General features: G+C 70.2%; 25 protein-coding genes, 2 tRNA genes and 1 pseudogene (1 of these 28 only partly in view). 17 read left to right on the top strand and 11 right to left on the bottom strand.

Annotation, left to right across the window (positions count from 1 at the left end; translation table 11 throughout):
- Both D452_RS28020 and D452_RS0109605 read left to right on the top strand, forming a co-directional pair.
- A pseudogene (locus D452_RS28020) lies at positions 1 to 142 on the top strand (class I SAM-dependent methyltransferase); it begins 709 nt to the left of the window's first position.
- Between the two features lie 314 nt (positions 143 to 456).
- Positions 457 to 1,695, top strand: coding sequence for a phospholipase D-like domain-containing protein (locus tag D452_RS0109605; RefSeq protein WP_017543934.1), 1,239 nt, complete (start codon positions 457 to 459; stop codon positions 1,693 to 1,695).
- 41 nt (positions 1,696 to 1,736) lie between these two features.
- On the opposite strand, the gene D452_RS0109600 is transcribed toward D452_RS0109605, so the two are convergent.
- Positions 1,737 to 1,946: a hypothetical protein gene (locus D452_RS0109600; RefSeq protein ID WP_017543933.1), complete on the bottom strand. Its 210-nt coding sequence runs from the start codon at positions 1,944 to 1,946 to the stop codon at positions 1,737 to 1,739.
- Between the two features lie 237 nt (positions 1,947 to 2,183).
- A tRNA-Arg gene (locus tag D452_RS0109595) sits at positions 2,184 to 2,256 on the bottom strand.
- Positions 2,257 to 2,679: 423 nt separating this feature from the next.
- Here D452_RS0109595 and D452_RS0109590 point away from each other — a divergent pair.
- Positions 2,680 to 3,783, top strand: coding sequence for a D-alanyl-D-alanine carboxypeptidase family protein (locus D452_RS0109590; protein WP_026129141.1), 1,104 nt, complete (start codon positions 2,680 to 2,682; stop codon positions 3,781 to 3,783).
- Between the two features lie 110 nt (positions 3,784 to 3,893).
- Here D452_RS0109590 and D452_RS0109585 read toward each other — a convergent pair whose 3' ends face one another.
- The 4 genes from D452_RS0109585 to D452_RS0109570 form a co-directional block, all read right to left on the bottom strand.
- Complete coding sequence (locus D452_RS0109585; protein WP_017543931.1) at positions 3,894 to 4,301, bottom strand: MscL family protein; 408 nt, start codon at positions 4,299 to 4,301, stop codon at positions 3,894 to 3,896.
- An 81-nt stretch (positions 4,302 to 4,382) separates the two neighbouring features.
- Positions 4,383 to 5,039 (bottom strand): SAF domain-containing protein, encoded by a 657-nt coding sequence (locus tag D452_RS0109580; protein ID WP_017543930.1) that lies wholly within the window; start codon positions 5,037 to 5,039, stop codon positions 4,383 to 4,385.
- Positions 5,040 to 5,190: 151 nt separating this feature from the next.
- The gene (locus D452_RS0109575; RefSeq protein WP_026129140.1) at positions 5,191 to 5,577 is read right to left on the bottom strand and encodes an FmdB family zinc ribbon protein; all 387 of its coding nucleotides are present in this window, start codon (positions 5,575 to 5,577) and stop codon (positions 5,191 to 5,193) included.
- 251 nt (positions 5,578 to 5,828) lie between these two features.
- Positions 5,829 to 6,473: a 5-formyltetrahydrofolate cyclo-ligase gene (locus D452_RS0109570; protein ID WP_017543928.1), complete on the bottom strand. Its 645-nt coding sequence runs from the start codon at positions 6,471 to 6,473 to the stop codon at positions 5,829 to 5,831.
- A gap of 151 nt (positions 6,474 to 6,624) precedes the next feature.
- Here D452_RS0109570 and galU point away from each other — a divergent pair, with 151 nt between their 5' ends.
- From galU to D452_RS30855, 10 genes are all read left to right on the top strand, one after another.
- On the top strand, positions 6,625 to 7,563 hold the full coding sequence (galU, locus tag D452_RS0109565; RefSeq protein WP_017543927.1) for a UTP--glucose-1-phosphate uridylyltransferase GalU: 939 nt from the start codon (positions 6,625 to 6,627) through the stop codon (positions 7,561 to 7,563).
- Between the two features lie 112 nt (positions 7,564 to 7,675).
- Complete coding sequence (glp, locus tag D452_RS0109560) at positions 7,676 to 8,902, top strand: molybdotransferase-like divisome protein Glp (protein WP_017543926.1); 1,227 nt, start codon at positions 7,676 to 7,678, stop codon at positions 8,900 to 8,902.
- A 120-nt stretch (positions 8,903 to 9,022) separates the two neighbouring features.
- Complete coding sequence (moaC, locus tag D452_RS0109555) at positions 9,023 to 9,526, top strand: cyclic pyranopterin monophosphate synthase MoaC (protein WP_017543925.1); 504 nt, start codon at positions 9,023 to 9,025, stop codon at positions 9,524 to 9,526.
- Complete coding sequence (locus D452_RS0109550; protein ID WP_017543924.1) at positions 9,519 to 10,028, top strand: MogA/MoaB family molybdenum cofactor biosynthesis protein; 510 nt, start codon at positions 9,519 to 9,521, stop codon at positions 10,026 to 10,028. Before moaC ends, D452_RS0109550 begins: the two co-directional genes overlap by 8 nt.
- A gap of 252 nt (positions 10,029 to 10,280) precedes the next feature.
- A complete protein-coding gene (locus D452_RS0109545) occupies positions 10,281 to 11,000 on the top strand; it encodes a GNAT family N-acetyltransferase (RefSeq protein WP_017543923.1) in 720 nt (239 codons plus the stop codon).
- A gap of 404 nt (positions 11,001 to 11,404) precedes the next feature.
- A complete protein-coding gene (gene sepX / locus D452_RS0109540; protein ID WP_017543922.1) occupies positions 11,405 to 12,073 on the top strand; it encodes a divisome protein SepX/GlpR in 669 nt (222 codons plus the stop codon).
- Positions 12,074 to 12,131: 58 nt separating this feature from the next.
- Positions 12,132 to 12,205, top strand: a tRNA-Ala gene (locus tag D452_RS0109535).
- A gap of 433 nt (positions 12,206 to 12,638) precedes the next feature.
- Entirely contained in the window at positions 12,639 to 13,256 is a 618-nt protein-coding gene (locus D452_RS0109530; RefSeq protein ID WP_017543921.1) for a TetR/AcrR family transcriptional regulator, read from the top strand.
- Positions 13,257 to 13,258: 2 nt separating this feature from the next.
- Positions 13,259 to 13,672 (top strand): hypothetical protein, encoded by a 414-nt coding sequence (locus tag D452_RS0109525; protein WP_017543920.1) that lies wholly within the window; start codon positions 13,259 to 13,261, stop codon positions 13,670 to 13,672.
- An 890-nt stretch (positions 13,673 to 14,562) separates the two neighbouring features.
- Complete coding sequence (locus tag D452_RS30855) at positions 14,563 to 15,099, top strand: hypothetical protein (protein ID WP_017543919.1); 537 nt, start codon at positions 14,563 to 14,565, stop codon at positions 15,097 to 15,099.
- 19 nt (positions 15,100 to 15,118) lie between these two features.
- Here the strand turns inward: D452_RS30855 and D452_RS0109515 are convergent, their stop codons facing one another.
- The 3 genes from D452_RS0109515 to D452_RS0109505 form a co-directional block, all read right to left on the bottom strand.
- Entirely contained in the window at positions 15,119 to 15,430 is a 312-nt protein-coding gene (locus tag D452_RS0109515) for a sec-independent translocase (RefSeq protein ID WP_017543918.1), read from the bottom strand.
- Positions 15,431 to 15,632: 202 nt separating this feature from the next.
- A complete protein-coding gene (locus D452_RS0109510; protein WP_017543917.1) occupies positions 15,633 to 15,836 on the bottom strand; it encodes a cold-shock protein in 204 nt (67 codons plus the stop codon).
- A 318-nt stretch (positions 15,837 to 16,154) separates the two neighbouring features.
- Positions 16,155 to 17,792 (bottom strand): dolichyl-phosphate-mannose--protein mannosyltransferase, encoded by a 1,638-nt coding sequence (locus D452_RS0109505; protein ID WP_017543916.1) that lies wholly within the window; start codon positions 17,790 to 17,792, stop codon positions 16,155 to 16,157.
- A gap of 111 nt (positions 17,793 to 17,903) precedes the next feature.
- Here D452_RS0109505 and rsmI point away from each other — a divergent pair, with 111 nt between their 5' ends.
- Together rsmI and D452_RS0109495 are read left to right on the top strand one after the other, a co-directional pair.
- The gene (gene rsmI, locus D452_RS0109500) at positions 17,904 to 18,779 is read left to right on the top strand and encodes a 16S rRNA (cytidine(1402)-2'-O)-methyltransferase (RefSeq protein WP_040693451.1); all 876 of its coding nucleotides are present in this window, start codon (positions 17,904 to 17,906) and stop codon (positions 18,777 to 18,779) included.
- A gap of 81 nt (positions 18,780 to 18,860) precedes the next feature.
- Positions 18,861 to 19,520: an AIM24 family protein gene (locus D452_RS0109495; protein WP_017543914.1), complete on the top strand. Its 660-nt coding sequence runs from the start codon at positions 18,861 to 18,863 to the stop codon at positions 19,518 to 19,520.
- Between the two features lie 82 nt (positions 19,521 to 19,602).
- Here the strand turns inward: D452_RS0109495 and secD are convergent, their stop codons facing one another.
- On the bottom strand, positions 19,603 to 22,254 hold the full coding sequence (gene secD / locus D452_RS0109490; RefSeq protein WP_017543913.1) for a protein translocase subunit SecD: 2,652 nt from the start codon (positions 22,252 to 22,254) through the stop codon (positions 19,603 to 19,605).
- A 122-nt stretch (positions 22,255 to 22,376) separates the two neighbouring features.
- The gene (locus D452_RS0109485) at positions 22,377 to 22,838 is read right to left on the bottom strand and encodes a hypothetical protein (RefSeq protein WP_152498550.1); all 462 of its coding nucleotides are present in this window, start codon (positions 22,836 to 22,838) and stop codon (positions 22,377 to 22,379) included.
- Between the two features lie 196 nt (positions 22,839 to 23,034).
- Between D452_RS0109485 and metG the strand changes: the two genes are divergently transcribed.
- Both metG and D452_RS0109475 read left to right on the top strand, forming a co-directional pair.
- Entirely contained in the window at positions 23,035 to 24,849 is a 1,815-nt protein-coding gene (gene metG, locus D452_RS0109480; protein WP_017543911.1) for a methionine--tRNA ligase, read from the top strand.
- 164 nt (positions 24,850 to 25,013) lie between these two features.
- Entirely contained in the window at positions 25,014 to 25,937 is a 924-nt protein-coding gene (locus tag D452_RS0109475; RefSeq protein WP_017543910.1) for a TatD family hydrolase, read from the top strand.
- Positions 25,938 to 25,969 lie beyond the last annotated feature (32 nt).

The raw sequence follows: 25,969 nt of genomic DNA, 5'->3' as shown, positions 1-25,969 counted from the left end.
CCTCCGCCCCGCCACCGTCACCGCCCCGACGGGCTGGCTCGCCGGGGCCCTCCTGTACCGCGTGGACCGCAGGCTCGTGCGCGGTCGCAGGGAGAGCCCCACGACCGAGCTCCTCGTGCTCCGGCGGCGCGAGGACACCTGACCCCGGGGCGGCTCGGGGGTCACGCGCGCCGGAGCCGGTTCGTTCCGGAAGGCCCGACCGGGTAGCCGGTCAGCACCGGGGACGCGCGGCCCCCGTACTCGACGAGGTGAGGGCGGCGGGCCGCCGCGCGTCCGGACCCCGCCCCGTCCGGGGGCCTGTTCGTCGCGGCCCCGGACCCGGCGCCGAGTTCGCCCTGGTACGCGGTTCGTGTCCGGAACCGGAGTGGGCACCGGGTTACGGTGGTGCTCCACCTTGGTGCCGGGGTGGCCGCCGTTCCGGGGGCACGGCGGACGGCCTGTTCGGGAGGCGACCGCATGCTGAGACGCTCGACCATCACGACCTGGGTCAAACGGGGGCTGCTGGGGCTGCTGGCCACCCAGGTCGCCGTGGTCGTGACCCTCGTCGGGATCGACCACTGGCGCAAGAGGGTGCGGCCGCACCGGGCCAACTTCCCCCGCACCGACCCCGCCTCGCTGCCGGTGGGGGAGACCACCGCCACGGTCTACACCTACGGCGAGGACCTGTTCGAGGACATGCTCTCCGCGATCCGGGGCGCCCGCCACCGCGTCCTGTTCGAGTCCTTCATCTTCAAGTCCGACGCGGTCGGGCAGGAGTTCAAGGCGGCGCTGATCGAGGCGGCCGAGCGCGGTGTCGAGGTCTACGTCATCTACGACGGCTTCGCCAACCTCGTGGTGCCGCGCTCCTTCTTCCGCTTCCCGTCCTCGGTGCGGGTCATGCGCTACCCGGCGTTCCGCCCCGGAGTGCTCCTGCTCAACGTGCGCAAGTCCGGCCGCGACCACCGCAAGATCCTCACGGTGGACGGGGAGACGGGCTTCGTCGGCGGGTTCAACGTGGGTTCCACCTACGCCATCGAGTGGCGCGACACCCACCTCCGGGTCGTCGGACCGGTCGTGTGGGAACTGGAGAACGCCTTCGCGGACTTCTGGAACACCAACCGGCGCGCGGACCAGCCCGAGTTGCGGGGGCTGGGCGACGCGGAGTGGGACTCGCGCATCCGCGTCCACCGGAACGTGCCCGAACTCCTCATCTACCCGATCCGGGCGATGTTCCTGGAGGCGGTGGACCGTGCCAAGGAGCGGGTGATCTTCACGCAGGCCTACTTCATCCCGGACCGGGAACTGGCCAACGTCCTGATCGAGGCGGCCGGACGGGGCGTGGACGTCAACGTGCTCGTGCCGGAGAACTCCAACCACGTCGTCGCCGACTGGATGGCGCGCGGCCGGTACTCGGAGCTGCTCCGGGGCGGGGTGCGGCTCTGGCTGTACGAGGACGCCATGGTGCATGCCAAGACCGCGACGGTGGACGGCAGGTGGAGCACGGTCGGCACGGCCAACGTGGACCGGCTCAGCCTCACCGGCAACTACGAGATCAACGTGGAGATCTTCGACGAGAGCGTGGCCCGGCACCTGGAGAAGGTCTTCGAGACGGATCTCACCAACGCACGCGAGCTGACCGAGGAGGAGTGGCGCGGGCGCCCGATCGCCGCCAAGTTCAGCGAGATCGTCCTGGCGCCGTGGCGCGGTTTCCTGTGAGTCCGCGCCCCTGAGTGTTGGGCCCGGTCGCGGGGAGCGGTTCAGAGGTCCTTCGGAGACAGCCGGGGGAACTTCCTGGGGAAGAACCGGTCCGGATCCGCCCTGCGGGGCCTCGGGCCGCCCCAGTGCTGCGGGCCGGGCTGGGGGTCCTTCTTGAGCGCCCCGGAGATCGCCGAGGGCGACCCTCCCCGCTGGCGCCCCTTGGCGTCGTCCCCGAGTTCGGTCATGTCGTCCCGGTCCCCGTCCGCCATCCGGCCACCCCCGTCCGTGCGCGTGCACGCCTCCGACCTGGTCGTTCCCTGCCCATGATGACTCGGATGGGTGCGGGGGCCGTCGCCCGACACGGACGGCGCCGCCAACTTTTCGCCGCACGGAGGAAAGGTGCGCGAGAACTTGTGACGTCTTGACGGGGTTGGGACGGATTCCTGGTGAGGGAAAAGGACGAAGGGGCTCCCCTCTAGACCGAGAGGGGAGCCCCTTCGTTGATGCGGCCCCAGCAGGATTCGAACCTGCGACACCCGCTTTAGGAGAGCGGTGCTCTATCCCCTGAGCTATGGAGCCATGGGTGATGCGAGGGCCGGACGTTACCCGGCCACGGGGCCAAGCCTAACCCAGGATGGGTGTGCGTGGGGTGCCGATTGGTGTCGGGGCGGTGGGGCCGAGGCACTCTGCGTGCGCGGCACAGTACGCTGACCTACGATTGGTTGTCCTGGTTGCGGTGTGATGTTGTTCATTTCGCGTGTCGTGATGAGAGCCGCCAGCGCCCTTCGGTCACTCTGGGCGGGCGGGTGCGCTAGGTCACGGCACCCCGACGACCAGGCCTTCTTTCAGAGGCCGCGCGAGACGGCCGGAAGGACGGCGGGGAACCGTCCACGGGTTCGGCCGCCGGGCCGTTCGGTCCAGTGTGTCCGCATGTGGACATGTAGTACGTTGCCTTGCGGCCACGAGTAGGTGTTCGAGGAAAATGCAGCCGGAGGATCATTCGTGCCGTTCACTTCCGAGTCGGCGCGGCGTAGGTCCCGCGTACCGGGTAACGGGGTGCTGACCACCCTGGGGGCACACCACCGGGTCCGGATCGCGCAGGCGCTGACACTCATGCTGGTCACGTCCCTGTTCGTCGTTCCCGGGTCCGTGACAGTCGCCCCGCCAGCCGAAGCGAGCCTGGAGGACCTCCGCGAGCGCGCGGAGGCGGCCGCCGACGCCCTTGAGGAGGCGACCGACGAGTACGTCGAGCGCCAGGACGCTCTGGAGGAGGCCCAGGAGGACCTGATCTCCACCCTCCACGAGCTCCAGCAGATCGAGGGCGACCTCAACGAGATGCGCGAACCGCTCGCGCGGCTGGCCAGCACCATGTACCAGCAGCCTGACGCGGGTGTCCTCGGCATCCTCGCGGCGGGCGACCTCGACGACGACCTCCAGACGCAGTCCTACGCGGCCAAGCTGTCCGAGGACAACCAGGCGCTCATCCAGGACGCCACCGACCTCCGCGAGGAGCAGGTGGGGCTGGCAGGGGAGGCCCAGGAGCTCCAGACCTTCACACAGCTCGAACAGGCCGAGCTGTCCGCGGAGGTCGACTCACTGCGCGAACAGTCCGAGACGAGCATGACCGAGCTCACCGACGAACTGGAGTCCCGGGGCCTGGACCCGGAGGCCTACATGGCGGCTGCCGACTGCGACCCGAGCGCGGCCTCGAACGCGGGCGGCTACCCCAACGGGCTGCTCCCGCAGGAGGCCCTCTGCTCGCTCTACGACGACAAGTTCCTGAGGGCCGACGCCGCCGTGGAGTTCCTCCAGCTGAACGTGGAGTACGTCGAGGAGTTCGGCGAGAACATGTGCATCACCAGCGCCTACCGCGACCTGCCCAACCAGCACCGCGTCTACGCCCAGGAGCCGCCCGGGTTCGCCGCGGTGCCCGGCACCAGTAACCACGGTCTGGGACAGGCGATCGACCTCGGCTGCGGTATCCAGAACTTCCGTTCGGAGCGGTGGAACTGGATGGAGGAGCACGGGGCCAAGTACAACTGGATCCACCCGGCCTGGGCGAAGTCCAGTCCCTTCGAGCCCTGGCACTGGGAGTACGAGGGCTAGGGCGGCCCGATCCGCGACCGGTTCCGACCGGCCGCCAAGCGCCCGGAGGGCGGCCCCGCGGGGCCGCCCTCCCGTGTGCCGGGACGGGTGCCGAAACGCCCCTGTGTGCCCTAGGAGGCGGTCTCGGGCGTGACCTCACTGGTGCAGTGGGCGCACTTGCTGGCCTTCTTGTTGATCTCCGAGAAGCAGTGGGGGCACTCGCGGGTGGTGGCCTCCTCGGCCTTGATGAACTTCTCCATCAGCTTGCCCATGGGCAGGACCACGAGGAAGTACAGGACCGCGGCGGTCATCAGGAACGAGATCATGGCGTCGACGAAGGCGCCGTACATGAACCGGCTGCCGTTGATCTCGAAGTAGAGGTCCGCGAAGGTCGGGACCCCGCCGAAGATGCCCAGGAGCGGGGTGATGAACCCTTCGGTGAACGCCGAGATGAGTCCGGCGAAGACGGAGCCGATGACGACCGCGACCGCCAGCTGCACCAGGTTTCCCTGGAGCAGGAACTTCTTGAAGCCTTCCATGGAACTGCCCTACGTGTTCGTAATTGATGGAGACGCGCCCGAAGTGGCGCCCGGACAGCTTTCACCACCCCTGGTCATCGGTCAACCGCGAATCGTCACAGACAGCCGCGAAGAGGTCGCGTGCCCCGCCAGGGCCCGGGCTTCCTCGCTGGTCGCGGCGATCAGGACCAGCGCACCGCCCTCCCCGCTCGGACCCTCCTCCGGAGGTACCGCGAGCACGGGCCGGTCACCGACCACCTCGACGGCGGGCCCGGGTCTGGTGGGCGGCCCGCCGAAGTCGTCCGCGCCCGTCGCGGCCAGCACGTCCACACGGCTGCCGGGGGAGAGCAGACCGACCGCACCAGGGTCGGCCACCCGCACCGGCACGGCGACCATGTCCGCCCCGTAGGGGAGCGCGGGCGGGTCGCTCAGGCGGGCGTCGGTCAGCACCTCACCCCGGCGCACCGGTGCGTTCAGTGAGAGCCCGGCCGCCCGGTCCGCGGGTGAGAGCGCCCCGTCCGGAACGGAGCTCTCCGCCAGGAACAGGGGGGTGAGGTCGTCCTCGGACAGCGGCGCGGAGGCGTCGAGGTCCCGCGCGGCGACGAGCACCTCCGCCCGGGGCTGGGGCGGGGGCCGCAGGACGAGGATCGCGCACACCACGGCCAGCGCGGTCAGGACGGCGGCGACGGTACGGCGGTGGCGGTCGAGCAGGCGGAGCGGGCCGCGCCGGAGCCGGAACGCGGGAGGGGAGGTGCTCATACCTTCAACGCTAGGCCGGGAGGGGCGTCTCCGGAGGGTTGTCCACAGGGCGGATTCCCAGCCGGTCCCCGTCACACGGGGAGCCCCCGGAGACAACAGAAGCGCCGCCGAGGGGTCTCGGCGGCGCGGCCACGGTCAACGGTGCGGTGGCTCAGCTGCTGGTGGTGGCGGCGGTGCTGCCGCTGGTGCTCTTACTGGTCGACTTGTCGCCGCCGCCCGTGCTGGGGGTGGAGGCGGCGGGGGTGGCGGTGGAGCCGGAGTCGGAGGAGGGCTTGGCGGAGTCGCCGGACTTGCCGCCGTTGCCCTCGGTGCCGCCGTCGGCGGTGTTGGAACCGGTCAGGGCGGAGCTGTTCGTGGTGGACTTGCCGCTGTCGGTGCGGTAGAAGCCCGAACCCTTGAAGACGATGCCGACCGCGGAGTACACCTTGCGCAGGCGCCCCTCGCACTCGGGGCAGACCGTCAGCGAGTCGTCGCTGAAGCTCTGCACGACCTCCATCTGGGCGTCACACTCGGTGCACGCGTACTGGTACGTAGGCACTGTTCCGGGTCCTCCTTGCTGGCACTCACACCCGTTGACTGCTAAATAGTACGCGTTCGCCGACCACAGCCGCGACAACCCCTCCCGCTGCGGCGCCGGGCGTGCCCGGGGTCGGGCCGTACCCGGCCGGGGCCGCACGGGGTGCTCGAGTTCGGGGCGGGGTGCGGGACACGACCGCCAGCCATAACGCCGCGACCCGGTGCCTTAATCCCCGGGCCTTCCGGGGAGCGGCGCCCCGACCTCCGCACGACTCACACCGCCCGGCCGTGCGGGTTCCCTCCGGGCCAGACCGCCGAGTCCGGGTCGAACACGTGGAGCCCGCCGCCCGGGGTCACGACCCCGTCCACCGGCCGGTCGTGCTCCTCAACGGGCAGCGCGTCCACGAACTCCTCGTCATGGACCACGGCGATCGCGGGGGTGTGCGGGCCCCTGTGCGGCAGCGCGCGGTCGTAGCAGCCGGCGCCGCGCCCCATCCTCGTCCCGCGCCGGTCCACCGCCACAGCCGGGCAGACCACCGCGTCCGCGCGGCCGAGGACCTCGGGGCCGTACCGGTGTCCGGTCGGCTCCACCAGGCCGTGCCCGGCCGGTTCGAGGCCGTCCGGGCCCTCGTAGGCCGCCCAGTCGAGTGTCCCGTCGGGCAGGAAGATCGGCAGCAGCACGTACGTGCCCCGCTTCCACAGCGCGTTGACCAGCCCGTGTGTGCCGGGTTCTCCGCCCACGGAGTAGTAGCAGGCCACGGTCCCGCCCATCGCCAGCCAGGGCAGCTCCATGAACGTGTCGCGGACCGCCGAACCCACACGGTCGCGCTCCGGCGCGCTCCGCTCCCGCCGCGCGGCGAGCATGCGTGCGCGCAGTGCGCGCTTGGCGGTCCGGTCGTGGTCGTTCGAGGCACCCATGGGCCCCAGTGTGGCACCGGGCCCCGACTTCCTCCGGGGGGTGAACACGCGGTTGCGGTTTCCACGACTTCGCCCGAAACGACGGGGACTTCTCGGCCACGGGAAGTCATCGGTCCACGTAACGCGGGTTGTCTGTCCTAAAGTGCCGTTCATGAGCGCCGACACCGACCAGAAGCGACCCCGCACCGACGCCGCCGTGACCAAGGCGGTCGTTCCGGCCGCGGGCCTGGGCACCCGCTTCCTGCCCGCCACCAAGGCCACTCCCAAGGAGATGCTGCCGATCGTGGACAAACCCGCGATCCAGTACGTCGTGGAGGAGGCCGTCGAAGCCGGGCTCGGCGACGTCCTCATGATCACCGGGCGCAGCAAACGCTCCATCGAGGACCACTTCGACCGCGCCTACGAACTGGAGGAGGCGCTCGCGGCCAAGGGGGAGGACGACAAGCTCCGTTCCGTCCGCGAGTCCAGCGACCTCGCCCAGGTCCACTACGTCCGCCAGGGTGAGCCCCGGGGCCTGGGACACGCGGTGCTCTGCGCGGAGGCTCACGTGGGCGACAGCCCCTTCGCGGTCCTCCTCGGCGACGACCTCATCGAGTCGGCCGACCTGCTCCGCCGCATGATCGAGGTCCGCCAGAGCCATGGCGGCAGCGTCGTCGCGCTCATGGAGGTGGAGCCCGAACAGGTCTCCCTCTACGGCTGTGCGGCGGTGGAGACCACCGACGAGGACGACGTCGTCACCGTCACCGACCTGGTCGAGAAGCCCTCGCCCGAGCACGCGCCGAGTCGCTGGGCGATCATCGGCCGCTACGTGTGCGACCCCGCGGTCTTCCCCGTCCTGCACGACACCCCGCCCGGGCGCGGCGGCGAGATCCAGCTGACCGACGCCCTGAAGGAACTGGCCAGGACCAGCCCCGAGAAGGGCGGCGGCGTGCGTGGCGTCCTGCTGCGCGGCAACCGCTACGACACCGGGAACAAGGCCGAGTACATCCGTACCGTGGTCGAGTTCGCCTGCGGCCGCCCGGACCTGGCGGACGAGCTCCTGCCCTGGCTGAGGGAGTTCCTGGACCGCCAGGAGAAGCTCCGGGGCTGACCCGGGGGACCGGGTCCGGGACGTCGGCTTCGGAGATGGTCACAATGGGACCGGGGCCTCCCCCTGTGACGGGGGAGGTCCTCCCAGCGCGTTCACGACCCGGAAGGACCTCATGAAGAGCGTCGAACAGCACATCTCCGACCTTCTGGGGCTGGTCGCCGTACCCGGACCGACCGAGCTGGACCTGCTCCAGGCGCACGGGACGGTGCTCGCCGAGCCGGTCGTCTCCCCGGTGTCCCTCCCGGGCTTCGACAACTCCTCGATGGACGGCTACGCCGTGCACGCCGCCGACCTGGCCGAGGCCTCCGCCGAGCACCCGGTCCGGCTGCCGGTGGTGGCCGACATCCCCGCGGGTGACGCGGACCCCGCCGCGATCCGGCCCGGGCTGTGCGCCCGCATCATGACCGGCGCCCCCATGCCCGAGGGTGCCGACTCCGTGGTCCCGGTGGAGTGGACCGACGGCGGCACGGTGGAGGTGGCGATCGACCGCCCCGCGCGGGCGGGCGGCTTCGTCCGGCGCCGGGGCGAGGACGTGCTGGAGGGCGCCACGGTGCTGAGCGCAGGAGTGCGCGTCGGTGCGGGGGAGATGGGTGTCCTCGCGGCGGTCGGGTGTCGCTCGGTGTCGGTCCGCCCGCGGCCTCGCGTGGTGGTGCTCTCCACCGGTGAGGAGCTGGTCGAGCCCGGTCGCACCCTCGGCCCGGGGCAGATCTACGAGTCCAACAGCTACATGCTGGCCGCCGCCGCCCGGGACGAGGGCTGCGAGGTGTACCGCCACGGCTTCGTCGGCGACGACCCGGTCACCGTCTGGGACACGCTGGAGGACCTCCTGGTCCGCGCCGACGTGGTGGTCACCACCGGCGGTGTGAGCATGGGCGCCTACGACGTGGTGAAGGAGGTGCTCTCCACCAAGGGCACCGTGGAGTTCACCCAGGTGGCGATGCAGCCCGGCAAGCCCCAGGGGTTCGGCACGATCGGCCCGGACGACACCCCGATCATCACCCTCCCGGGCAACCCGGTGAGCGCCTTCGTCTCGTTCCACCTGTTCGTGCGGCCGGTCCTGCGCAGGCTGCGCGGTCTGCCTCCGAACCCCCTGCCGAGCGTGCGGGCGCGGCTGGCCACCTCGGTCGGATCGCCCCGGGACCGCCGCTCCTACCTGCGCGCTGTGCTGTCCGACCCCATCGCGCCGGACCCGGTACCCGCGGTCGCCCCTGCCGTGCGCCAGGGCTCCCACCAGCTGTCCGCGCTGGCCGGCGCCAACGGACTCCTGGTCGTCCCGGAGGAGGTCACCGAGCTGGCAGCCGGTGAGGTGGTCGAGGTCCTGGTCCTGCCGGAGCCCTGACCAACGGTCCGGCTGTCCCAGCGGAGGAGTACCGTCGTCCTGGGACGCGCGCCGCGTCCCCGTGGCTGACCGTTCCGGGCTGCCGCGTGTCCGTACGAGACGATGAGTGGCTCCACAGCGATGACCGACACCCCACGCCCGGAGGCGCACCCCTCCGGCCTCACGCACCTCGACGAGTCCGGCTCCGCGCGCATGGTGGACGTCTCCGCCAAGTCCGTCAGCGCCCGCACGGCCACGGCCACCGGCAGGGTCCTGCTCAACCCGGAGACGGTCGCGGCCCTGCGTGGCGGAGGGGTCCCCAAGGGCGACGCCCTCGCCGTCGCCCGGATCGCCGGTATCCAGGGGGCCAAGCGCACCCCGGACCTCGTCCCGCTGTGCCACCCGATCGCCGTGCACGGCGTGGACGTGGACCTGAAGGTGACGGACGACGGGGTGGACGTCAGCGCCACGGTGCGCACCGCTGACCGCACCGGAGTCGAGATGGAGGCGCTCACCTGCGTGATGACCGCAGCCCTCGGGCTGGTCGACATGGTCAAGGCGATCGACCCGGAGGCCGAGGTGACCCGGGTGCGGGTCGAGGAGAAGACCGGCGGGAAGAAGGGCCACTGGAGGCGCGGTGAGTGACGCCGTGCACCGGGTCGCGGTGGTGACCGCCTCCAACCGCGCGGCGTCCGGGGTCTACCCGGACCGCTCCGGGCCGGTGATCGCGGAACGGCTCCGGGACATGGGCTGCGCGGTGGTCGGGCCCTGGGTGGTTCCGGACGGCGCGCCGGTCGCCGAGGCGATCGAGCGTGCCCTGGACGAGGGCGTGGACGCCGTCCTGACCACCGGGGGCACCGGGCTCACGCCGCAGGACCTCACCCCGGAGGCGACGCGCCCGCTCCTGACGCGGGAGATCCCCGGGATCGCGGAGGCCCTCAGAGCGGCCGGCCGGGAGAAGGGTGTGCCCACCGCCATCCTCTCGCGGGGCCTGGCAGGGATCGCGGAACGTTCCGGACACCGGGCTGTCGTGGTGAACCTGCCCGGTTCCAGAGGCGGCGTGCGCGACGGGATGGACGTCCTGGAGCCGGTTCTGGGCCACGCGATCGACCAGCTCCGGGGTGGAGACCACCCTCGGCCCGAATGACACCCGAGAATGACCGGAATCACATCCGGGGCATTCCGGGAGCGGAGAATTGCTTGACCCGGTCCCGGTTTTCGGTGCTGGAGTGAATGGAGTTTGGAAACATCCGATTCTCGTGCAGTGAGGGTGACGCCCGCCACCTCACGCCCGCGGAGTGGAATACTGGAAGGCGTCACCGACACCGGGAGCTCCGCGAGCGCCGAGGGTCGGTGGCACGACCGCGCAGGGCGGTCCGGAGGGCTCGGAAGGACGGACGTGAACCGCAGACAGGGGTGGCCCGTCACCCTTCACGAAGGGCCGATCGCGCTTCGCCCTCTGCGCCTTCGCGACGCGCCCCTGCTCCGGGACACCCGGGCGCGCAACGCCGAGTGGCTGCGTCCCTGGGAGCCCACCTACCCCGAGATGCCGCTCCGCACCACCGGGCTGACGCCCTACGTGGCCATGCTCCAGGCCATCCGCCGCGAAGCCAGGCAGGGCCTGTCGATGCCGTGGTCCATCACCTACGAGGGTCGCTTCGTGGGCCAGATCACGGTGGGCGCCATCGTGTGGGGCTCGGCCAGATCGGCGCAGGTCGGCTACTGGGTCGACAGCGCCTACGCGGGGCGCGGGATCACCCCGACCGCCGTCGCCCTGGCCGTCGACCACTCCTTCTTCACTGTCGGACTCCATCGGATCGAGGCCAACATCCGTCCCGAGAACCGCGCCAGCCGACGAGTGGTCACCAAGCTGGGATTCCGCGACGAGGGGGTGCGCAGACGCCAGCTCCACATCGACGGCGCCTGGCGGGACCACATCTGCTACGCCCTCACGGCGGAGGAGGTGCCCCGGGGCGTGCTGCGCCGCTGGTACGACGGGGCTCCTTCCGGTCCACCCGAGGAGGGGGGTTCCGGCCCCGGTTCCGCATTGGGGCCACAGGGCCCGAACGGTGTCGGCGATCCGTGGGATCCGGCGAGTCCGTACCCGGGATCGAACTGAACATGGCACGATCACGGATGCGTCCGGATCTTAAACCCCTCTTTAAGCACAATGATTCATTACTTTGCGTTGAATTGGCACTGCGCTCCGCAGTCATCGCCTGACCTGCTCTTTCGTTCGGGAGGGTGTGACGACCGAAACTGAGGGTCCACAATCTTGCGACACTCCGGTCGGAATGTGGCGCATTTATGGACACGGGGTCGTACCGTGCGGAACATAGACGCATTGACGATGCGGGCAACGCGTGGATATGGCACATGGGAATCGACCCCGGTCCGACGAGGGCCAGGAACGAAGTCCAGCCGGAGGACGTCTCTACTTCCGGGAGTACGTCCAGCCACACGCGGGGCGGTGTCGACGAAGTGTCGACCAACGTTCAGTGGCCGTCATCGTGAGGAGGGGTGATGAGCAGCTCTCCTCTGTACCTGGCCATCGTGGTGGTCTGGCTCATCGTCCTCGTCCCGATGCTGCTGCGGAAGGACTCGGTGGACACCGTCCACGAGGACACCCGCCGCGAGGACGAGGACGCCGAGGCGACCGAGGCCGACGAGGACTCCGAGCAGCGCGCTGAGGACGCCTCAGACGACGAGGCGGACCCGGACCTGACCGAGACCCAGGTGATCCACCGTCCTGTCTTCAGTGGCGACCAGGGCGCCGTGGGGGGTGCACCGGAGCGGAGCCGTCCAGTCGCCGAGGCGCGCACGCGTGTCGGGCACGAGCCCCGGTCCCGCGTCATCGCCCGTCGGCGCCGACGCACCACCGTGCTCACCCTGCTGAACCTCGGCACGATCATCGCGGTCGCCTTCGGTCTGGGTCCCTGGTGGGTGATCGCCCCCCCGGTCCTGCTGCTCTTCGGGCACGTGGCTCTGCTGCGCGAGGCCGCCAAGGCCGACGCGGAGCGCCGCGAGGCGGCGGTCAGGGCGCGCCGCCAGGCGGTCCTGAGGGCTCGCCGAGCCGAGGTGGAGCAGGCTCGCGAGGCCGAGCGCGAGGCCGAGATCATCGCCTTCATCGAGCGCCGCAGCCAGGTCTACGACCAGTACGCGGACGCCCGACTGCGGGCCGCCGGAGACTGAGCCCGAAGATCCGGTTCGGACCACCCGCAATCTCCTGATAGTCTTTCAAACGTCTTCAGGGGCTATGGCGCAGTCCGGTAGCGCACCTCGTTCGCATCGAGGGGGTCTGGGGTTCAAATCCCCATAGCTCCACTTCACTCTGAAACGACCCTGCTCGGGGGCTTCCGGCCTCCTCGCGGGGTCGTTTCGTCTTTCCCCAAGGGGGGCGACCCCCTTGGACCCCCGGGGCTGTGAAGCGACCCTGTTCGGGGCCTCTGGCCTCCTCGCGGGGTCGTTTCGTCTTTTCCCCAAGGGGAACCCAGACACGTCGAAGGGCCCGGTTCGCTGAACCGGGCCCTTCGACGTGTCCCTGGTCGTTCCGGACGGATGCTGCTGTTCCCTGTGGCGGGCGGTCGTCCGGACCGGAGCCCCGAGTGTCACCGGCGAAGCGTCTATTCCCTGAAGCGGGCGGACCGGTGTGCGTTCCACGATACCTCGGTGGTCCCGGATGTCCTATGGGTCAGGGCGTGCGGATCTTCGCAACCGAATCTATACGATGGAAACTTTCCGGTGTATAGTCGCCCGCATGACAGACGGATACCACCATGGGAACCTGCGGGCCGCCGTGCTCGCGCGGGCGGCGGAGGTCATCGAACGGGAGGGCCCCTACGCCTTCAGCCTGCGATCGCTCGCGGCCGACCTCGGAGTGAGCCACACGGCCCCGAGGTACCACTTCGGCAGCCGGGAGGGCGTCCTCAACGCCCTGGCCACCGAGGGCTTCTCCGAGCTGGCCGACCGGTTGGGCGCCAACAGGGAAGCGGGCGGCGGATTCCTGGAGTCCGGGGTCGAGTACGTGCGCTTCGCCACTGAGCGCCCGGCCCACTTCCAGGTGATGTTCGCGCCGACCCTGCTCGACGAGGCCGACCCCGCGCTCTCCGCCGCTCGGGGCGCCGCCTTCGACGAACTCCGTTCCGGTGCGGCCTCGGTGTCCGACGAGGGGAACCGGGTCGACGACCCCGCCGCCGGGGTGGTGGCGGGATGGGCGATCGTGCACGGCATCGCCACGCTGGCGCTCACCGGGAACCTCGACAGCTCCGGGGTGCGGGCCCTGCTCGGGGACGCCGATCTGGTGACCATCACCCGCCGCAGCGCCGGGCTCCTCTTCGGCCCCTCCGGGCAACCCCCCTCACCAGCACAGGAGTGACCATGTCAGCCGCGACACTCATCACGTCCGGTGCCGTTCTGCTCACCGTGGTCGGCATCGCCTACGGGGGCACGTTCCTGCTCCGGGTGGTCAACGGCGCCTTCCCCGCCAACGAACTCCAGCGCTCCTACTTCCGCGCGGGGCACGCGCACGCCGGAGTCCTGGTGATCCTCGGCCTGGTCGTCCGGCTCCTGTTGGACCAGCCGACCGTCCCGGACTGGGGGCGGTTGCTCGGGGACCTGGTTCTCCTGGCCGCCATCCTGATGCCCGCCGGGTTCTTCCTGTCGGTGGTCGGCCGCGATCCCCAGGCCCCTAACCGGCTGAGGGTGCTCATCCCGTTGGGGGCGGCGAGTCTGGTGACCGGCCTGGTCGCCGCAGGTGTCGCGCTCATCGTGGGTGGCCTGGCGATCGGCTGAGGCCCCACCTTTTCCGGTCGTGAACGGCCTCCGGCCCCGGTGCGGACGGGGGAGCCGTTCACGGCGTAAATCGGCGGAGAATACTGCCGTTAGTGAATGGCCGAAACCCGGTCCCGGCGCGTGGGGCGGGACCGTCTTCCATGGGGAGGCGCGTTCCGCTTCCAACACGAAGCGTGATCGTCCGTCTTCTGGTGATACGCCCTGGAAGCCATGTTCTGTGCTGTTTTCTTCCGGCTTGTCCCCCTACTGGTACGCGTTGCCGCGACGGGACCCGCCCCGACGTGGCCGATTGTGCGGTTTCCCAGCGTCCAAACCACAATAGCGATACCATCACACTCTGTTATGTTCACCCTCGGGGATTTTGCCCCGCGCCGGTCTTGTCTTTGCAGGTCATCGGGGAGGGTCCGTTTGGCATGGGGCAAAGGGAACTCGTCTGAACTGCGACGACAGTGACTTCGTTGGGCTTTCCTGTGCCGCTGCTGCAATCTTCGGTCGAGGGCTGACCACGGAATGACGATTATTCGAGCATGGGTCTTGTGAAGCCCGTCCGGATGGGACATCTTGGTTGCGGGATGGGCCGGAGACATCGATGGAAAGGTGGATGCCATGACCATGCACGCGAAGGCCTCTCGCAAGAGCAACGGCTGGAGCTGGTGGTAACCAGCAGACGCTGAAAGTTCTCTCGGGAACTCACGTGTACGGGGGCCTGTCCGACCGCGTCGGCTGGCCCCTTTCGCGTGCCCGGAACGGGTGCGTTCGCGGTGCGGGGCGGCCGCCCCGCGGGCGACCGACTCCGGAAGGGGGATTCGACCCCCGACCGCAACGGGTAGGAGCCCGGTACGACAACAGGACAGTCAGGTCCGGACCGACCGTGAAGGGGCGGAACCTCCGTGTCCGACTCCCCCCAGTACCCAGGCGGATACCAGCAGCCAGAGGAACCAGAACCGCAGGGCGGGTACGTCCGCCCCACCGAATCCGAACAGGCGCCGCGCCGAGCCGCGCCCCGGCCGGAACCGAGACCGGGGGAGCACGAACCACCGGTCGCCGCCGAACGGTTCCGACGCACCACCCCGGCCAGGAGCAAGGTCATCCCGGTGGAACGGAGCCGGGGATTCTGGCGCCTGGCCACCGGCACCGTCTTCTACGTCATGATCGTCGGCGGCATGGCCGACTACGTCGATCCGGGGGTGCGCATCGCCGCCCACCTGGGCTTCTGGCTCCTGATCGGGCTGGCGTTCCTGGTCGCGACGGCCCGCGAGCGGCGTCACGACTGGGCGCCCCGACCCCGGTGGCCGTGGATCGCCGCAGCGCTGGGCGGTGCCGTGACGGCGGAGGTGCTGATCGTGCTCCTGGGCTCGCCCGCGATCATCATCGGGGGGGTGGTGCTGCTCGCCCTGGGATCGTTCTTCCTGATGCTCGTCGGCTGAGGGGCCGACGGCAGGAGCGCTACGTGGCCTCGTCGTCGAAGGGCGGGCGCTTGCCGTTGAGCTGGGAGGCGGGCCTGCGCTCCGCCTCCTCCTCTTCCTCCCAGAAGTGCTTCTGGATGAAGCGCTTGGGGTTGAGGTCCTGGACGTCGAAGTCCTTGTACTCCGGGCCGAGCCCCTCCTTGATGTCGTTGGAGGCGGAGTTGGCCATGGTACGGAGCTGGCGCAGGACCCGGCCGACCTGCTGGGCGGCCTTGGGGAGCTGGTCGGGGCCGAAGATCAGCAGCGCGATCAGCAGCAGGATGACGAACTCTGCCCCACTGATGCCGAACATGTTCAGTCCTCGCTCCTGGTGTACCTACCGGCTTCAAGCAGGTTAACCGGTATCGCCGGGCTTGGGTAACCGCGTACCCCCTTGTTGGGGATCGGCGCGGCGCGGACCTCCCGACCACCCGGCGGGCCCCCGGTCCGCCGCCCGAAAGCGGTCCAGCCCCCCGCTCACCGAGCGGAGGGCTGGGAAGACGCACGTGTGACGGTCAGACCGCGCGAACGTCCGCCGCCTGCGGGCCCTTCGGGCCCTGGATGATGTCGAACTCGACCTTCTGGTCCTCTTCCAGGTTCCGGAAGCCGGTACCCGCGATCGCCGAGTAGTGCACGAACACGTCGGGCTGACCACCCTCGACGGCGATGAACCCGAAACCCTTCTCAGAGTTGAACCACTTCACGGTGCCCTGAGCCATGTGCTCTCCCTTGGGGACTACGGCGGGACCGCACCCTGCTGGTCCCGGGTCGCCGGGCGCCAGCCGACGAACGGTAATCCCGAATCGACGAGCGCCCACGTGCAGTTCCGCGAGGCGCCTCGGGCATCCATGGAAACAACAACAGCAACCAGTTGCAGACAGTACCAGGGGGAGTGGGGCTTTGCCGAGGCTTTTCCGGCGCGAATCCGCGATTCCGGAGTGTCCTCTTTCGGCAACTCGAAACTGTTGCTTTCCTGCCCTTCTGCCACTAATGGAGATGTGTTCCGGGGAACGGTTTTCACCGTTCCCCGGAGAGTGTCAGGAAGCGTCCCTGCCGTAGACCCACACGTCGAACCAGAGTCGGTCGCGCCAGGTCTCCTCAGGTATCGGATAGGCGGACAAGACCGGATACAGATAGGCGAAGTGGGCGATGATCAGCAGGACCACCACACCGAAGACCACCCCGCCCAGCGCCCGCAGGTACGGGGCGAACCGGGGACTGTCCTCGCCAGCGCCCATCACGAGTCCCAGCGCCAGCACGATCGCTAGGATCAGGAAGGGCAGGATCGGCAGCGCGTAGAAGAGGAACATGGGGCGTTCGGGGTAGGCGAACCACGGCAGCCAGCCGGCGGCGACCGCGAGGAGCACCGCGCCCGCGCGCCAGTCCCGGAAGGTGATCCACCAGCCGAACATCACGGTCACGGCGATGATGCTGAGCCACCAGACGACCGGGGTGCCGATGGAGACCACCGAGGTCACGCAGTTCCCGGTGTCGCACCCCACGGCCTGGCCGTTGTAGTGGAACAGCACCGGGGTGCGCATGACCAGCCACTCCCACGGCGCCGAGATGTAGGAGTGGTCGCTGCTCAGGTTGGAGTGGAAGTTCATCATGCGGCCGTGGTAGTCCCACAGGCTCCACAGGGCCTCCAGCGGCGTGCGCAGGAACCCCGGAACCCAGCCGGGGACCAGGCCCTCCGCGAAGTCCCTGTTGTAGCCGCCCCGGGTGAGGAGCCAGCCCGACCACGAGACGAGGTAGACGACACCCGCCACCACCACGGTCTGCACGAACGCCGGGACGGCGTCGAAGCCGAACCACCGGCCCAGCGGACGCCGCTGACCGGCACTGCGCCGAGCCCCGTAGTCCCAGGCGACGGTGAGCAGGCCGAAGGCGGCCACGAAGAACAGAGCGGACCACTTGGTGCCGATCGCCAGGCCGAAACACAATCCCGCTGCCAGGCGCCACCAGCGCATCCCCAGCCAGCCCACCGCGGTGACGTCGGCACCGGCCTCCGCGATCCGGGCCAGCCGCTCCCGTGTCCGGTCCCGGTCGATCACCAGGCAGGCGAACCCGGCCAGGATCCACAGGGTGAGGAAGATGTCCACCATGGCGATGCGGCTGAGCGTGAAGTGCAGGCCGTCCAGCGCCATGATGAGCCCGGCCGTGCAGCCGAGCAGCACCGAGCGGGTCATCCGGGTGGCGAGCCGTACCAGGATGAGCACCGAGAGGACCCCGGCCACGGCCGAGGCCACCCGCCAGCCCTCGGGGGTCACGGCCGAGCCGAACGGCATGATCGAGTACAGCCAGTCACCGAGCGCGATCATCCACTTGCCGACCGGCGGATGGACGATGAAGTCGCCCCCGCCGGTCCAGATGTTCGCGTCCCCCTGGCTCAGCAGGTCGTCGGAGTGGTCCAGCGCGTCGTGCTCGTACCCGAACTCCCAGAGGGCGTGGGCGTCCGTGGCGTAGTAGGTCTCGTCGAAGTAGATGCGGTCGGGCTGGCCGAGGTTGAAGAACCTCAGCGCCCCCGCGAAGCCCGCGACGACGAGGGCGCCCAGCCACCCCAGCCACCACGGGCTGGGCAGGCGGGGCGAGAAACGGGAACGGAGCGTGGGCGGCTGGGCCGCGGCCGGGGGGTTCGAGGGCGGTACCTCGCTGTGAAGTGCGGTGCTGGTCATCTCGGCTCGTAGGTTGGGGTCAGAGATGGGGGTCCGTTGCGGACGGGCCGCGAAACCGGGTTTCGGGTGGCGCGATAGAGCCAACCGTAGCGCGACAGAACGGGGATCACAGTGGTTGAGGTCGTTGACGGGACGCGGCGAGTCGGGAGGCTCGTACTGGCGGGTCTTCCCATCGGAAACCAGGAGGACGCGCCGCCCCGACTCCTCCACGCGCTCGAGGAGGCACGCGTGATCGCGGCCGAGGACACCCGTCGCCTGAGGCAGTTCGCCTCCCGTACCGGTATTCGGTTGGGCGGGGCGACCGGTGCCCGGATCGTCTCCTACTACGACCAGAACGAGAGCCGCCGGGGCGAGGAACTCCTCGCCGACCTCCGCCGTGGAGAGGAGGTGCTGGTCGTCACCGACGCCGGGATGCCCGGGGTGTCCGACCCCGGATACCGCCTGGCAGCCGCCTGCGCCGACGAGGGGATTCCGGTCACCGCCATTCCGGGTCCGTCCGCGGTGACCACGGCCCTGGTGGTGTCCGGGCTGCCCACCGACCGATTCTGCTTCGAGGGCTTCCCGCCGCGCAAGGGCCTGAAGGGGTATCTCAGCGAACTGGCCGAAGAGCGCCGCACGATGGTGTTCTTCGAGAGCCCGCACCGCATCGCCGCCACCCTGGAGGCGATGTCCGGGGCCTTCGGCGCGGACCGCCGCGCGGCGGTGTGCCGTGAGCTCACCAAGACCTACGAGGAGGTGCGCCGGGGTGGCCTCGGGGAGTTGGCCGCGTGGGCGGCGGAGGGGGTGCGGGGCGAGATCTCCGTGGTCGTGGAGGGCGCCCGGCCCCGGGCGGAGCGCACCAGCGACACCGACCTGGTGGAGGCCGTGGCGGTCCTGGAGGAGGAGGGTGTGCGCCGCAAGGAGGCGATCACCCGGGTCGCCAAGGAGACCGGCGTGCCCAAGCGCCGCGTGTACGACCTGGTCCACGGGGTCGTCGAGGCTGAGTGAGACCCGCGTCGCCTTCCGGAACCTTTTCGGGCGGGCGGCGTCGAACCTGGCAGTAACGGCGACAGGAACGAGGATCCGACCATGCGCAGCGAGCTCTTCCAGCAGGCCCAGGAGACCCAGCGTCCGGGCATGCACCTACAGAACCACAAGATGCTGAGGGTGGGCCTGAACGGCGAGTTCCTCGCCCGGCAGGGCTCCATGGTCGCCTACCAGGGCAACATCGACTTCGCCTACCAGGGCTCCGGCAGCGTCGGGAAGTTCTTCAAGAAGGCCTTCACCGGTGAGGGCCTGCCGCTGATGCGCGTCTCCGGGCAGGGCGACGTGTTCCTGGCCAGGGACGCATGGGACGTCCACCTGATCGACCTGGAGGGCGACTCCATCACGGTCAGCGGGGAGAACGTGCTCGCCTTCGAGCCGGGCCTCGAATGGGACATCCGCCGTGTCCAGGGCGCCGGAATGGCGGCCGGGGGCCTGTTCAACACCGTGTTCACCGGGCACGGCCGCGTGGCGGTCGCCTGCCACGGGACGCCCGTACTGCTCAACGTCGACCAACCCACCTTCGTCGACACCGACGCGGCCGTGGCGTGGTCGAGCACGCTCCGTGCCGGTATCCGGAGCACCGTCAGGGCGGGCGCCATCATCGGTCGCGGCAGCGGCGAGGCCTTCCAACTCTCCCTGGAGGGTCAGGGCTTCGTGCTGGTGCAGGCCTCCGAGGGCGCTCCCGCCCCCACGCAGGCCTGACGGAGCGCCCCCGGAAACGGGGAGGGGCCCCGGCCCGCGCGGTGTGCGCGGACCGGGGCCCCTCCTCTGCCGGAGGCCGGGATCAGACGACGGCACCGTCGTCCGCGTCCCGGGCGGCCTTGGCGGCCACCTTCTCCTTGGCCTTGCGCTCCTTCAGCACGTGCGGCGCGGGTGTCCTGTCCCACTTCTGGAGCCAGATGGCGATCGGCACCGCGACGAACACCGTGGAGACCACACCGGTGGTGAGACCGACCAGCATCGCGATGGAGAAGTCCTGGAGCGAGGACCCACCGAGGAAGGTGAGGAAGCCCAGGATGATCCACGCGCCGACGGTCGTGTTGACCGTACGCGGCAGGGTGTTGAGCACCGCGCGGTTGGCGATCTCCTTGAACGAGGACTTCTCGTCCCTCGCCCATTCGTCTCGGACACGGTCGAACACCACCACCGTGTCGTTGACCGTGAAGCCGATGACACTCAGGATCGCGGCGAGGAAGACACCGTCGATCGGCTTGCCCAGCCAGATGAACAGCCCGATGACCAGCACCATGTTGAAGGCCAGCGACAGCATGGTGGAGACACCGAAGGACCAGCGGAAACGCCAGGCCAGGTAGATCATCTGGAGGGCCAGGGCCGCGCCCAGGGCGATCAGCGCCCGGTTGCGCAGCTCGTCGCCCATGCTCGGGCCGATCAGCTCGTCGCTGACCATCTCCACGCCGCCGGTCTCCTCGGTGAGGGCGTCGGCGATGGTGGCGGCCTCGGCGTCGGAGATGTCGCCGGTACGCACGGCGATGTCGCCGTTACCGGACTCCTGCACCACGGCGGTGTCCGAACCCGGGAAGTTCAGCCCGGAGATGACCGAACGGGCCTCGTCGACCGAGAGGGTCTGGTCGCCGGTGATCTCGTACTCCAGGACCCGGCCGCCGGTGAACTCGACACCCAGGTTGGTGTCGCGGACCAGCGGGGCGGCGATCGCGACGAGCACGATCAGCGCCGCGACGATCAGACCGGTCCGGCGGTGGTCCATGAGCTGCGGGTTCTTCTCGACCAGCCAGGTGCGGACCGGGCCGATGCGGTCGAGACCGGTGATCGACGGGTGCTTCTTGATGACCGCGCGCCGCACGGCCCACTCGACGAACACGCGCGCGATGATCAGCGCGGAGATCATCGAGGCGATGGTGCCGATGCTCAGCGTGACGCCGAAGCCCTGCACGGTGCCGGAGGCGAAGAAGAACAGCAGACCGGCGGCGAGGAACGTGGTGACGTTGGTGTCGAGGACCGCGCTCCAGGCCTTCTGCGTGCCCTGGACGAACGCCTTCTCCAGGTTGGGCGCGATGGCCCGGCGGCGACGGCGGGCCAGTGCGCCGCTCTCCGCCTTGGCGACCTCGGAGTCAGCGTCCTTCATCCCCGCGGACTTGTTGGCCTCGTACGTCCGCTGTTGGCGTTGGTACTCCTCACGCGCGCGCTCGAAGATCAGCACGTTCGCGTCGATGGCCATACCGATCGCCAGCACGAAACCGGCCAGACCCGGGAGGGTCAACGTGGCCCCCAAGGCGACCAGCGCTCCGTAGGCGATCAGCGTGTAGAACGCCAACGCGATCGAGGCCAGGAAGCCCACGAGCCGGTACACCACCGTGATGTACAGGGCGGTGAAGGCGATGCCGAGGAGCGCGGCGATGGCGCTGGCCTCGATGGCGGCGGCACCGAGGGTCGGGCCCACGGTCTGGCGCTGGACCTCGGTGACCGGAAGCGGCAGCGAGCCGCCCTCGATCAGCACGGCCAGCTCTTCGGCGCTCTCGCTGGTGAAGTCGTTGCCGCTGATGGTGGTCTGACCGCCGGACATACCGGCTTCGCAACCGATCTCCGGGGACACCTGCGGAGCGGAGATGATCTGGTCGTCCAGCACGATCGCCACGCGGCGGCGGGGGTCGCCCTCGTTGTAGCAGGCGGCCTTGCCGGTCAGTTCGCGCCACTGCTCGCGGCCCTCGCCACGGAAGCCGACGTTGACGACCCACTGGGCGCGGTTGGCGCTGTCCAGCGCGGCGTCGGCCGTGGAGACCCGGTCGCCCTGGATGAAGGTCTCACCCAGCTGGAGCATGGTGCCCTGCTCGTCGGGCAGGGTCTGCGCGACGTCCTCGGGGTTCTCCGCGGAGGGGCCCGCGGGGGCCTGGGGCATGCCGCCCTGGCCGCCGAGCATGTCCTCCAGGCCCTCCATGCCTTCGAGGCCCTCCATGCCCTCCGGCAGTTCGCCGCCGCCCTCGGGGGCGCCGTCCTGGCCGTCGGAGGGGGCGCGGGCCTCGTCCGCGGGCGGGTTGGCGAAGTCGCCGCCTCCGCCCGGGGCCTGCACGCCCTGGCCACCCTGGTCGCCGACGCCCAGGACCTCGTGGAAGGACAGCTGGGCGGTCTGGCCGACGATCTGCGCGGCCTCCGCCGGGTCCTGCACGCCCGGGAGCTCGACGATGATGCGGTTCTCACCGGAGCGGGACATGGTCGCCTCGGCCACACCGAGGCGGTCGATGCGCTGTCGCAGCACCTCGACGACCTTGTCGGTGTTCTCCGAGTTGGCCTGCGTGCCGTCGGTGCCGTCCTGGGTCTCCAGGACGATCTGCGTACCGCCGCTGAGGTCGAGCCCCAGGCGCGGTGGGATGAACCACGCCGCGCCGAACGCGACGAGGATGACGAGGAGGGAGATGAGCGCGCGCGTCCAGCGCGCCCCGGCTCCCGTTTGACTGGACAAGGGGTGAACCTCTCACTGCGGATGGTGGGTACCGGTCGCTTGCCCGGCGGCGCCGGGCAGGGGGGTGCGTGGGGCCGGTCCCGGTGCCGTCGAGGGCTCCGGGAAGCGGCCGACCGGGATGGTCAGACGAGGGTGTGCGCGGTGAGAGGCGGTGCCCGGGTGGGCGGCAGCTCCTCCGCGTCGACCTGTTCGGGAACGGGGTCGTGGTGCGGCAGGGGCAGCGGCCACCAGGGTTGGTCCCACACCGCCAGGCGCAGTGCGCACGTGGGGACGACATCGGGCAGGTCCCGCAGTACCGACCGCTGGTCGCAGACGGAGACGGGCGGCCCGAGGGAGACCGTCTGGGTGCCGCGGTAGGGATGCGCCTCCTCCGACGTCCCCGAGGGGTCGTCGTCGGCGGCCTCCGCGGCGTCGCGCTCGGGGGCGCTCTGCCCTCCGTGCGCGGGCAGGGCGACGGTGTCCCTCTCCCCGGACAGGCCGGAGGCCACCGGGAAGGACAGGATGACCAGCAGGACCACGCTGGTGATCAGCGATCCGGTCCGCAGGGCAGGGCGGGGTAGGGCACGGGTAACCGTGGGGACCACCGCCTCAGAGCCGGGTTGGAGGGTCGTGCTGGCTTCGGCCGGTGCCCCGGGGCACACGGCTCCATCCAGCAGAGCATACGGGTAGGCACCCTTCGGGGGGAATCATGTGAGTCGCCCCTGTGGACGGGGCCCTCCCGGCCGGACACCGGGCGTCCTTTGGTGCTCGGACACCCCGGGCCACCTTTAGTCTTGAGTCATGTCGTCGAATCGCCACATCCTGACCGCGGTCGCCTGGCCCTACACCAACGGCCCGCGCCACATCGGCCACGTCTCCGGTTTCGGGGTCCCCTCCGACGTCTTCTCGCGCTTCCAGCGAATGTCGGGGAACAACGTGCTGATGGTCAGCGGCACCGACGAGCACGGCACCCCGATCCAGGTGCTGGCCGACCAGGAGGGCGTGAGCGCCCGGGAGCTGGCCGACCGCTACAACCGGATCATCGCCGAGGACCTGGTCGCGCTCGGACTGTCCTACGACCTGTTCACCCGCACCACCACCGGCAACCACTACTCCGTCGTCCAGCAGCTGTTCACCACGCTCTACGACAACGGCTACGTCTTCACGCGCACCACCAAGGGCGCGATCTCCCCGTCCACCGGCCGTACGCTGCCCGACCGCTACATCGAGGGCGTCTGCCCGATCTGCGGCTTCGACGGCGCGCGCGGCGACCAGTGCGACAACTGCGGGAACCAGCTCGACCCGATCGACCTGATCTCGCCCCGTTCGCGGATCAACGGCGAGACGCCGGAGTTCGTGGACACCGAGCACTTCATGCTCGACCTGCCCGCCTTCGCCGACGTCCTCACCGACTGGCTCAAGGGCAAGGAGGGCGAGTGGCGCCCCAACGTCCTCAAGTTCTCCCTGAACCTGGTGGAGGACCTCCAGCCGCGCGCGGTCACCCGTGACCTCACCTGGGGCGTGCCGATCCCGCTGGACGGGTGGAGCGACAACGCCGCCAAGCGGATCTACGTCTGGTTCGACGCGGTCATCGGCTACCTGTCGGCCTCCATCGAATGGGCCCGGCGCGTGGGCGAGCCCGAGGCCTGGCGCCGCTGGTGGCAGGGCGACGACAACGAGTCCTTCTACTTCATGGGCAAGGACAACATCGTCTTCCACTCGGTCATCTGGCCGTCCATCCTGCTCGGGGCGAGCGGGAAGGGCGACCGGGACGGGGACGTCGGCCCGCTCGGCGAGCTGAACGTGCCCACCGAGGTGGTCTCCAGCGAGTTCCTCACCATGGAGGGGCAGAAGTTCTCGTCCTCGCGCCGCGTGGTGATCTACGTGCGCGACTTCCTGGAGCGCTACTCCGCGGACGCGCTGCGCTACTACATCATGGCCGCGGGCCCGGAGAACCAGGACACCGACTTCACGTGGGCCGAGTTCGTCCGCCGCAACAACGACGAGCTGGTGGCGGCCTGGGGCAACCTGGTCAACCGCTCCATCTCCATGGCGGCCAAGAACCTCGGCGAGATCCCCGCCGCGGGTGAGCTCACCGACGAGGACCGGGCGGTCCTGGCCGCCTCCCGGGAGGCCTTCGCCACCGTGGGCGCCCGGCTGGAGAGGTCGCAGTTCAAGGCGGCGCTCCAGGAGGCCATGCGCACCGTCGCCGAGGCCAACAAGTACATCTCCGACCAGGCTCCGTGGGCGCTCAAGAAGACCGACCCGGAGCGGATGGCGACCGTCCTGCACGTCGCCCTCCAGCTGGTCAGCGACGCCAACACCCTGCTCACGCCGTTCCTTCCGGAGTCGGCGAACAAGGTGTACGCGATGCTCGGCGGCACCGGCACCTGGACGGGCATGCCGCGCATCGAGTCCGGCCACGACACCATCGGCGGCTCCGAGGAGAAGGTGGACTACCCGGTCATCACCGGTGACTACGCCGACAACGACGCCCGCTGGGAGTCGGTGCCGATCGTCGCGGGCACCCCGCTGGGCCGTCCCACTCCGCTGTTCACCAAGCTCGACCCGTCGGTGGTGGACGAGGAGCTGGCCCGCCTGTCCGGCGACGAGTAGCGCTCGACCCCGCGCCGAGGCGGGCATCGGACCCACGCGGACCGGTGCCCGCCTCCCGCGTTCGGGGCCGTTCGCGCCCCGTGGCGCCCATCGGTGCCGATCCGGGGGGCCGGGCCGCCTAGAATCACCACGGCGCACGCGGTACACGGTGATGGGGGCATGACATGGGCAGACGCAAGGGCAGTGCGGTCAGGGAGCGCAACGCGCAGACCCCGCCCCCCGCACCCGAGGCGCTGCGGGTGCCGGTGGCCGACAGCCACACCCACATGGACATGCAGACGCCCGAGGTCAAGGAGATCATCGCGGCCGCGGAGGCCGTGGGGGTCACCCCGCTCGTGCAGGTGGGGGTCGACCTGTCCTCCTCGCGTTGGGCGGCGGAGGTCGCGGCCGAGCACCCCGGGAAGGTGTGGGCCGCCGTGGCCCTGCACCCGAACGAGGCACCGCGCGTGGTGCACGGTGACGGCGCCGAGGGCGTGGAAGCCGACGACACCGACTGGACCGGGAAGGCCCGCCCCGCCGGGGGGATCGAGGCCCTGGAGGCCGAGCTCGCCGAGATCGACGCGCTGGCGGCGCTGCCGCAGGTGGTGGCGGTCGGTGAGACCGGCATGGACACCTTCCGGACCGGGCCCGAGGGCGCCCGCGCCCAGGAGGCGTCCTTCCGCCGCCACATCGCCATCGCCAAGAGGCACGGCAAGGCGCTCATGATCCACGACCGCGAGGCACACGAGGACGTCCTGCGGATCCTGGAGGAGGAGGGCGCGCCGGAGCGGGTGGTCTTCCACTGCTTCTCCGGTGACGCCGACATGGCCCGGGTGTGCGCCGAGCGGGGCTACTACATGAGCTTCGCGGGCAACGTCACCTTCGCCAGCGCCGAGCCCCTGCGCGAGGCCGCCAAGGTCGCCCCGCCCGAACTGGTGCTCGTGGAGACCGACGCGCCCTTCCTCACCCCCAAGCCCTACCGGGGCCGCCCCAACGCTCCCTATCTCATCCCGCTCACCCTGCGGGTGCTGGCCGAGACCAAGGGCCTGGGCGAGGAGGAGCTGGCCGGGATCGTCGCCGGCAACGCGCGGCGGGCCTTCGGGTTCTGAACGGCGGGTGCCGGGGCGGGTGAACCACCCGC

It is taken from the genome of Nocardiopsis prasina DSM 43845, assembly GCF_000341265.1.
In the GTDB taxonomy this organism is placed as follows: domain Bacteria; phylum Actinomycetota; class Actinomycetes; order Streptosporangiales; family Streptosporangiaceae; genus Nocardiopsis; species Nocardiopsis prasina.
This window is presented reverse-complemented; position numbering and strand designations above follow the sequence as displayed.

Bases quoted from the DNA above. Each gene is read 5' to 3' on its own strand.
- D452_RS0109605 (WP_017543934.1), top strand. From the start codon at position 457: ATGCTGAGACGCTCGACCATCACGACCTGGGTCAAACGGGGGCTGCTG.
- D452_RS0109600 (WP_017543933.1), bottom strand. From the start codon at position 1,946: ATGGCGGACGGGGACCGGGACGACATGACCGAACTCGGGGACGACGCC.
- D452_RS0109585 (WP_017543931.1), bottom strand. From the start codon at position 4,301: ATGGAAGGCTTCAAGAAGTTCCTGCTCCAGGGAAACCTGGTGCAGCTG.
- D452_RS0109580 (WP_017543930.1), bottom strand. From the start codon at position 5,039: ATGAGCACCTCCCCTCCCGCGTTCCGGCTCCGGCGCGGCCCGCTCCGC.
- D452_RS0109570 (WP_017543928.1), bottom strand. From the start codon at position 6,473: ATGGGTGCCTCGAACGACCACGACCGGACCGCCAAGCGCGCACTGCGC.
- galU (WP_017543927.1), top strand. From the start codon at position 6,625: ATGAGCGCCGACACCGACCAGAAGCGACCCCGCACCGACGCCGCCGTG.
- glp (WP_017543926.1), top strand. From the start codon at position 7,676: ATGAAGAGCGTCGAACAGCACATCTCCGACCTTCTGGGGCTGGTCGCC.
- moaC (WP_017543925.1), top strand. From the start codon at position 9,023: ATGACCGACACCCCACGCCCGGAGGCGCACCCCTCCGGCCTCACGCAC.
- sepX (WP_017543922.1), top strand. From the start codon at position 11,405: ATGAGCAGCTCTCCTCTGTACCTGGCCATCGTGGTGGTCTGGCTCATC.
- D452_RS0109530 (WP_017543921.1), top strand. From the start codon at position 12,639: ATGACAGACGGATACCACCATGGGAACCTGCGGGCCGCCGTGCTCGCG.
- D452_RS0109525 (WP_017543920.1), top strand. From the start codon at position 13,259: ATGTCAGCCGCGACACTCATCACGTCCGGTGCCGTTCTGCTCACCGTG.
- D452_RS0109515 (WP_017543918.1), bottom strand. From the start codon at position 15,430: ATGTTCGGCATCAGTGGGGCAGAGTTCGTCATCCTGCTGCTGATCGCG.
- D452_RS0109510 (WP_017543917.1), bottom strand. From the start codon at position 15,836: ATGGCTCAGGGCACCGTGAAGTGGTTCAACTCTGAGAAGGGTTTCGGG.
- D452_RS0109505 (WP_017543916.1), bottom strand. From the start codon at position 17,792: ATGACCAGCACCGCACTTCACAGCGAGGTACCGCCCTCGAACCCCCCG.
- D452_RS0109495 (WP_017543914.1), top strand. From the start codon at position 18,861: ATGCGCAGCGAGCTCTTCCAGCAGGCCCAGGAGACCCAGCGTCCGGGC.
- metG (WP_017543911.1), top strand. From the start codon at position 23,035: ATGTCGTCGAATCGCCACATCCTGACCGCGGTCGCCTGGCCCTACACC.
- D452_RS0109475 (WP_017543910.1), top strand. From the start codon at position 25,014: ATGGGCAGACGCAAGGGCAGTGCGGTCAGGGAGCGCAACGCGCAGACC.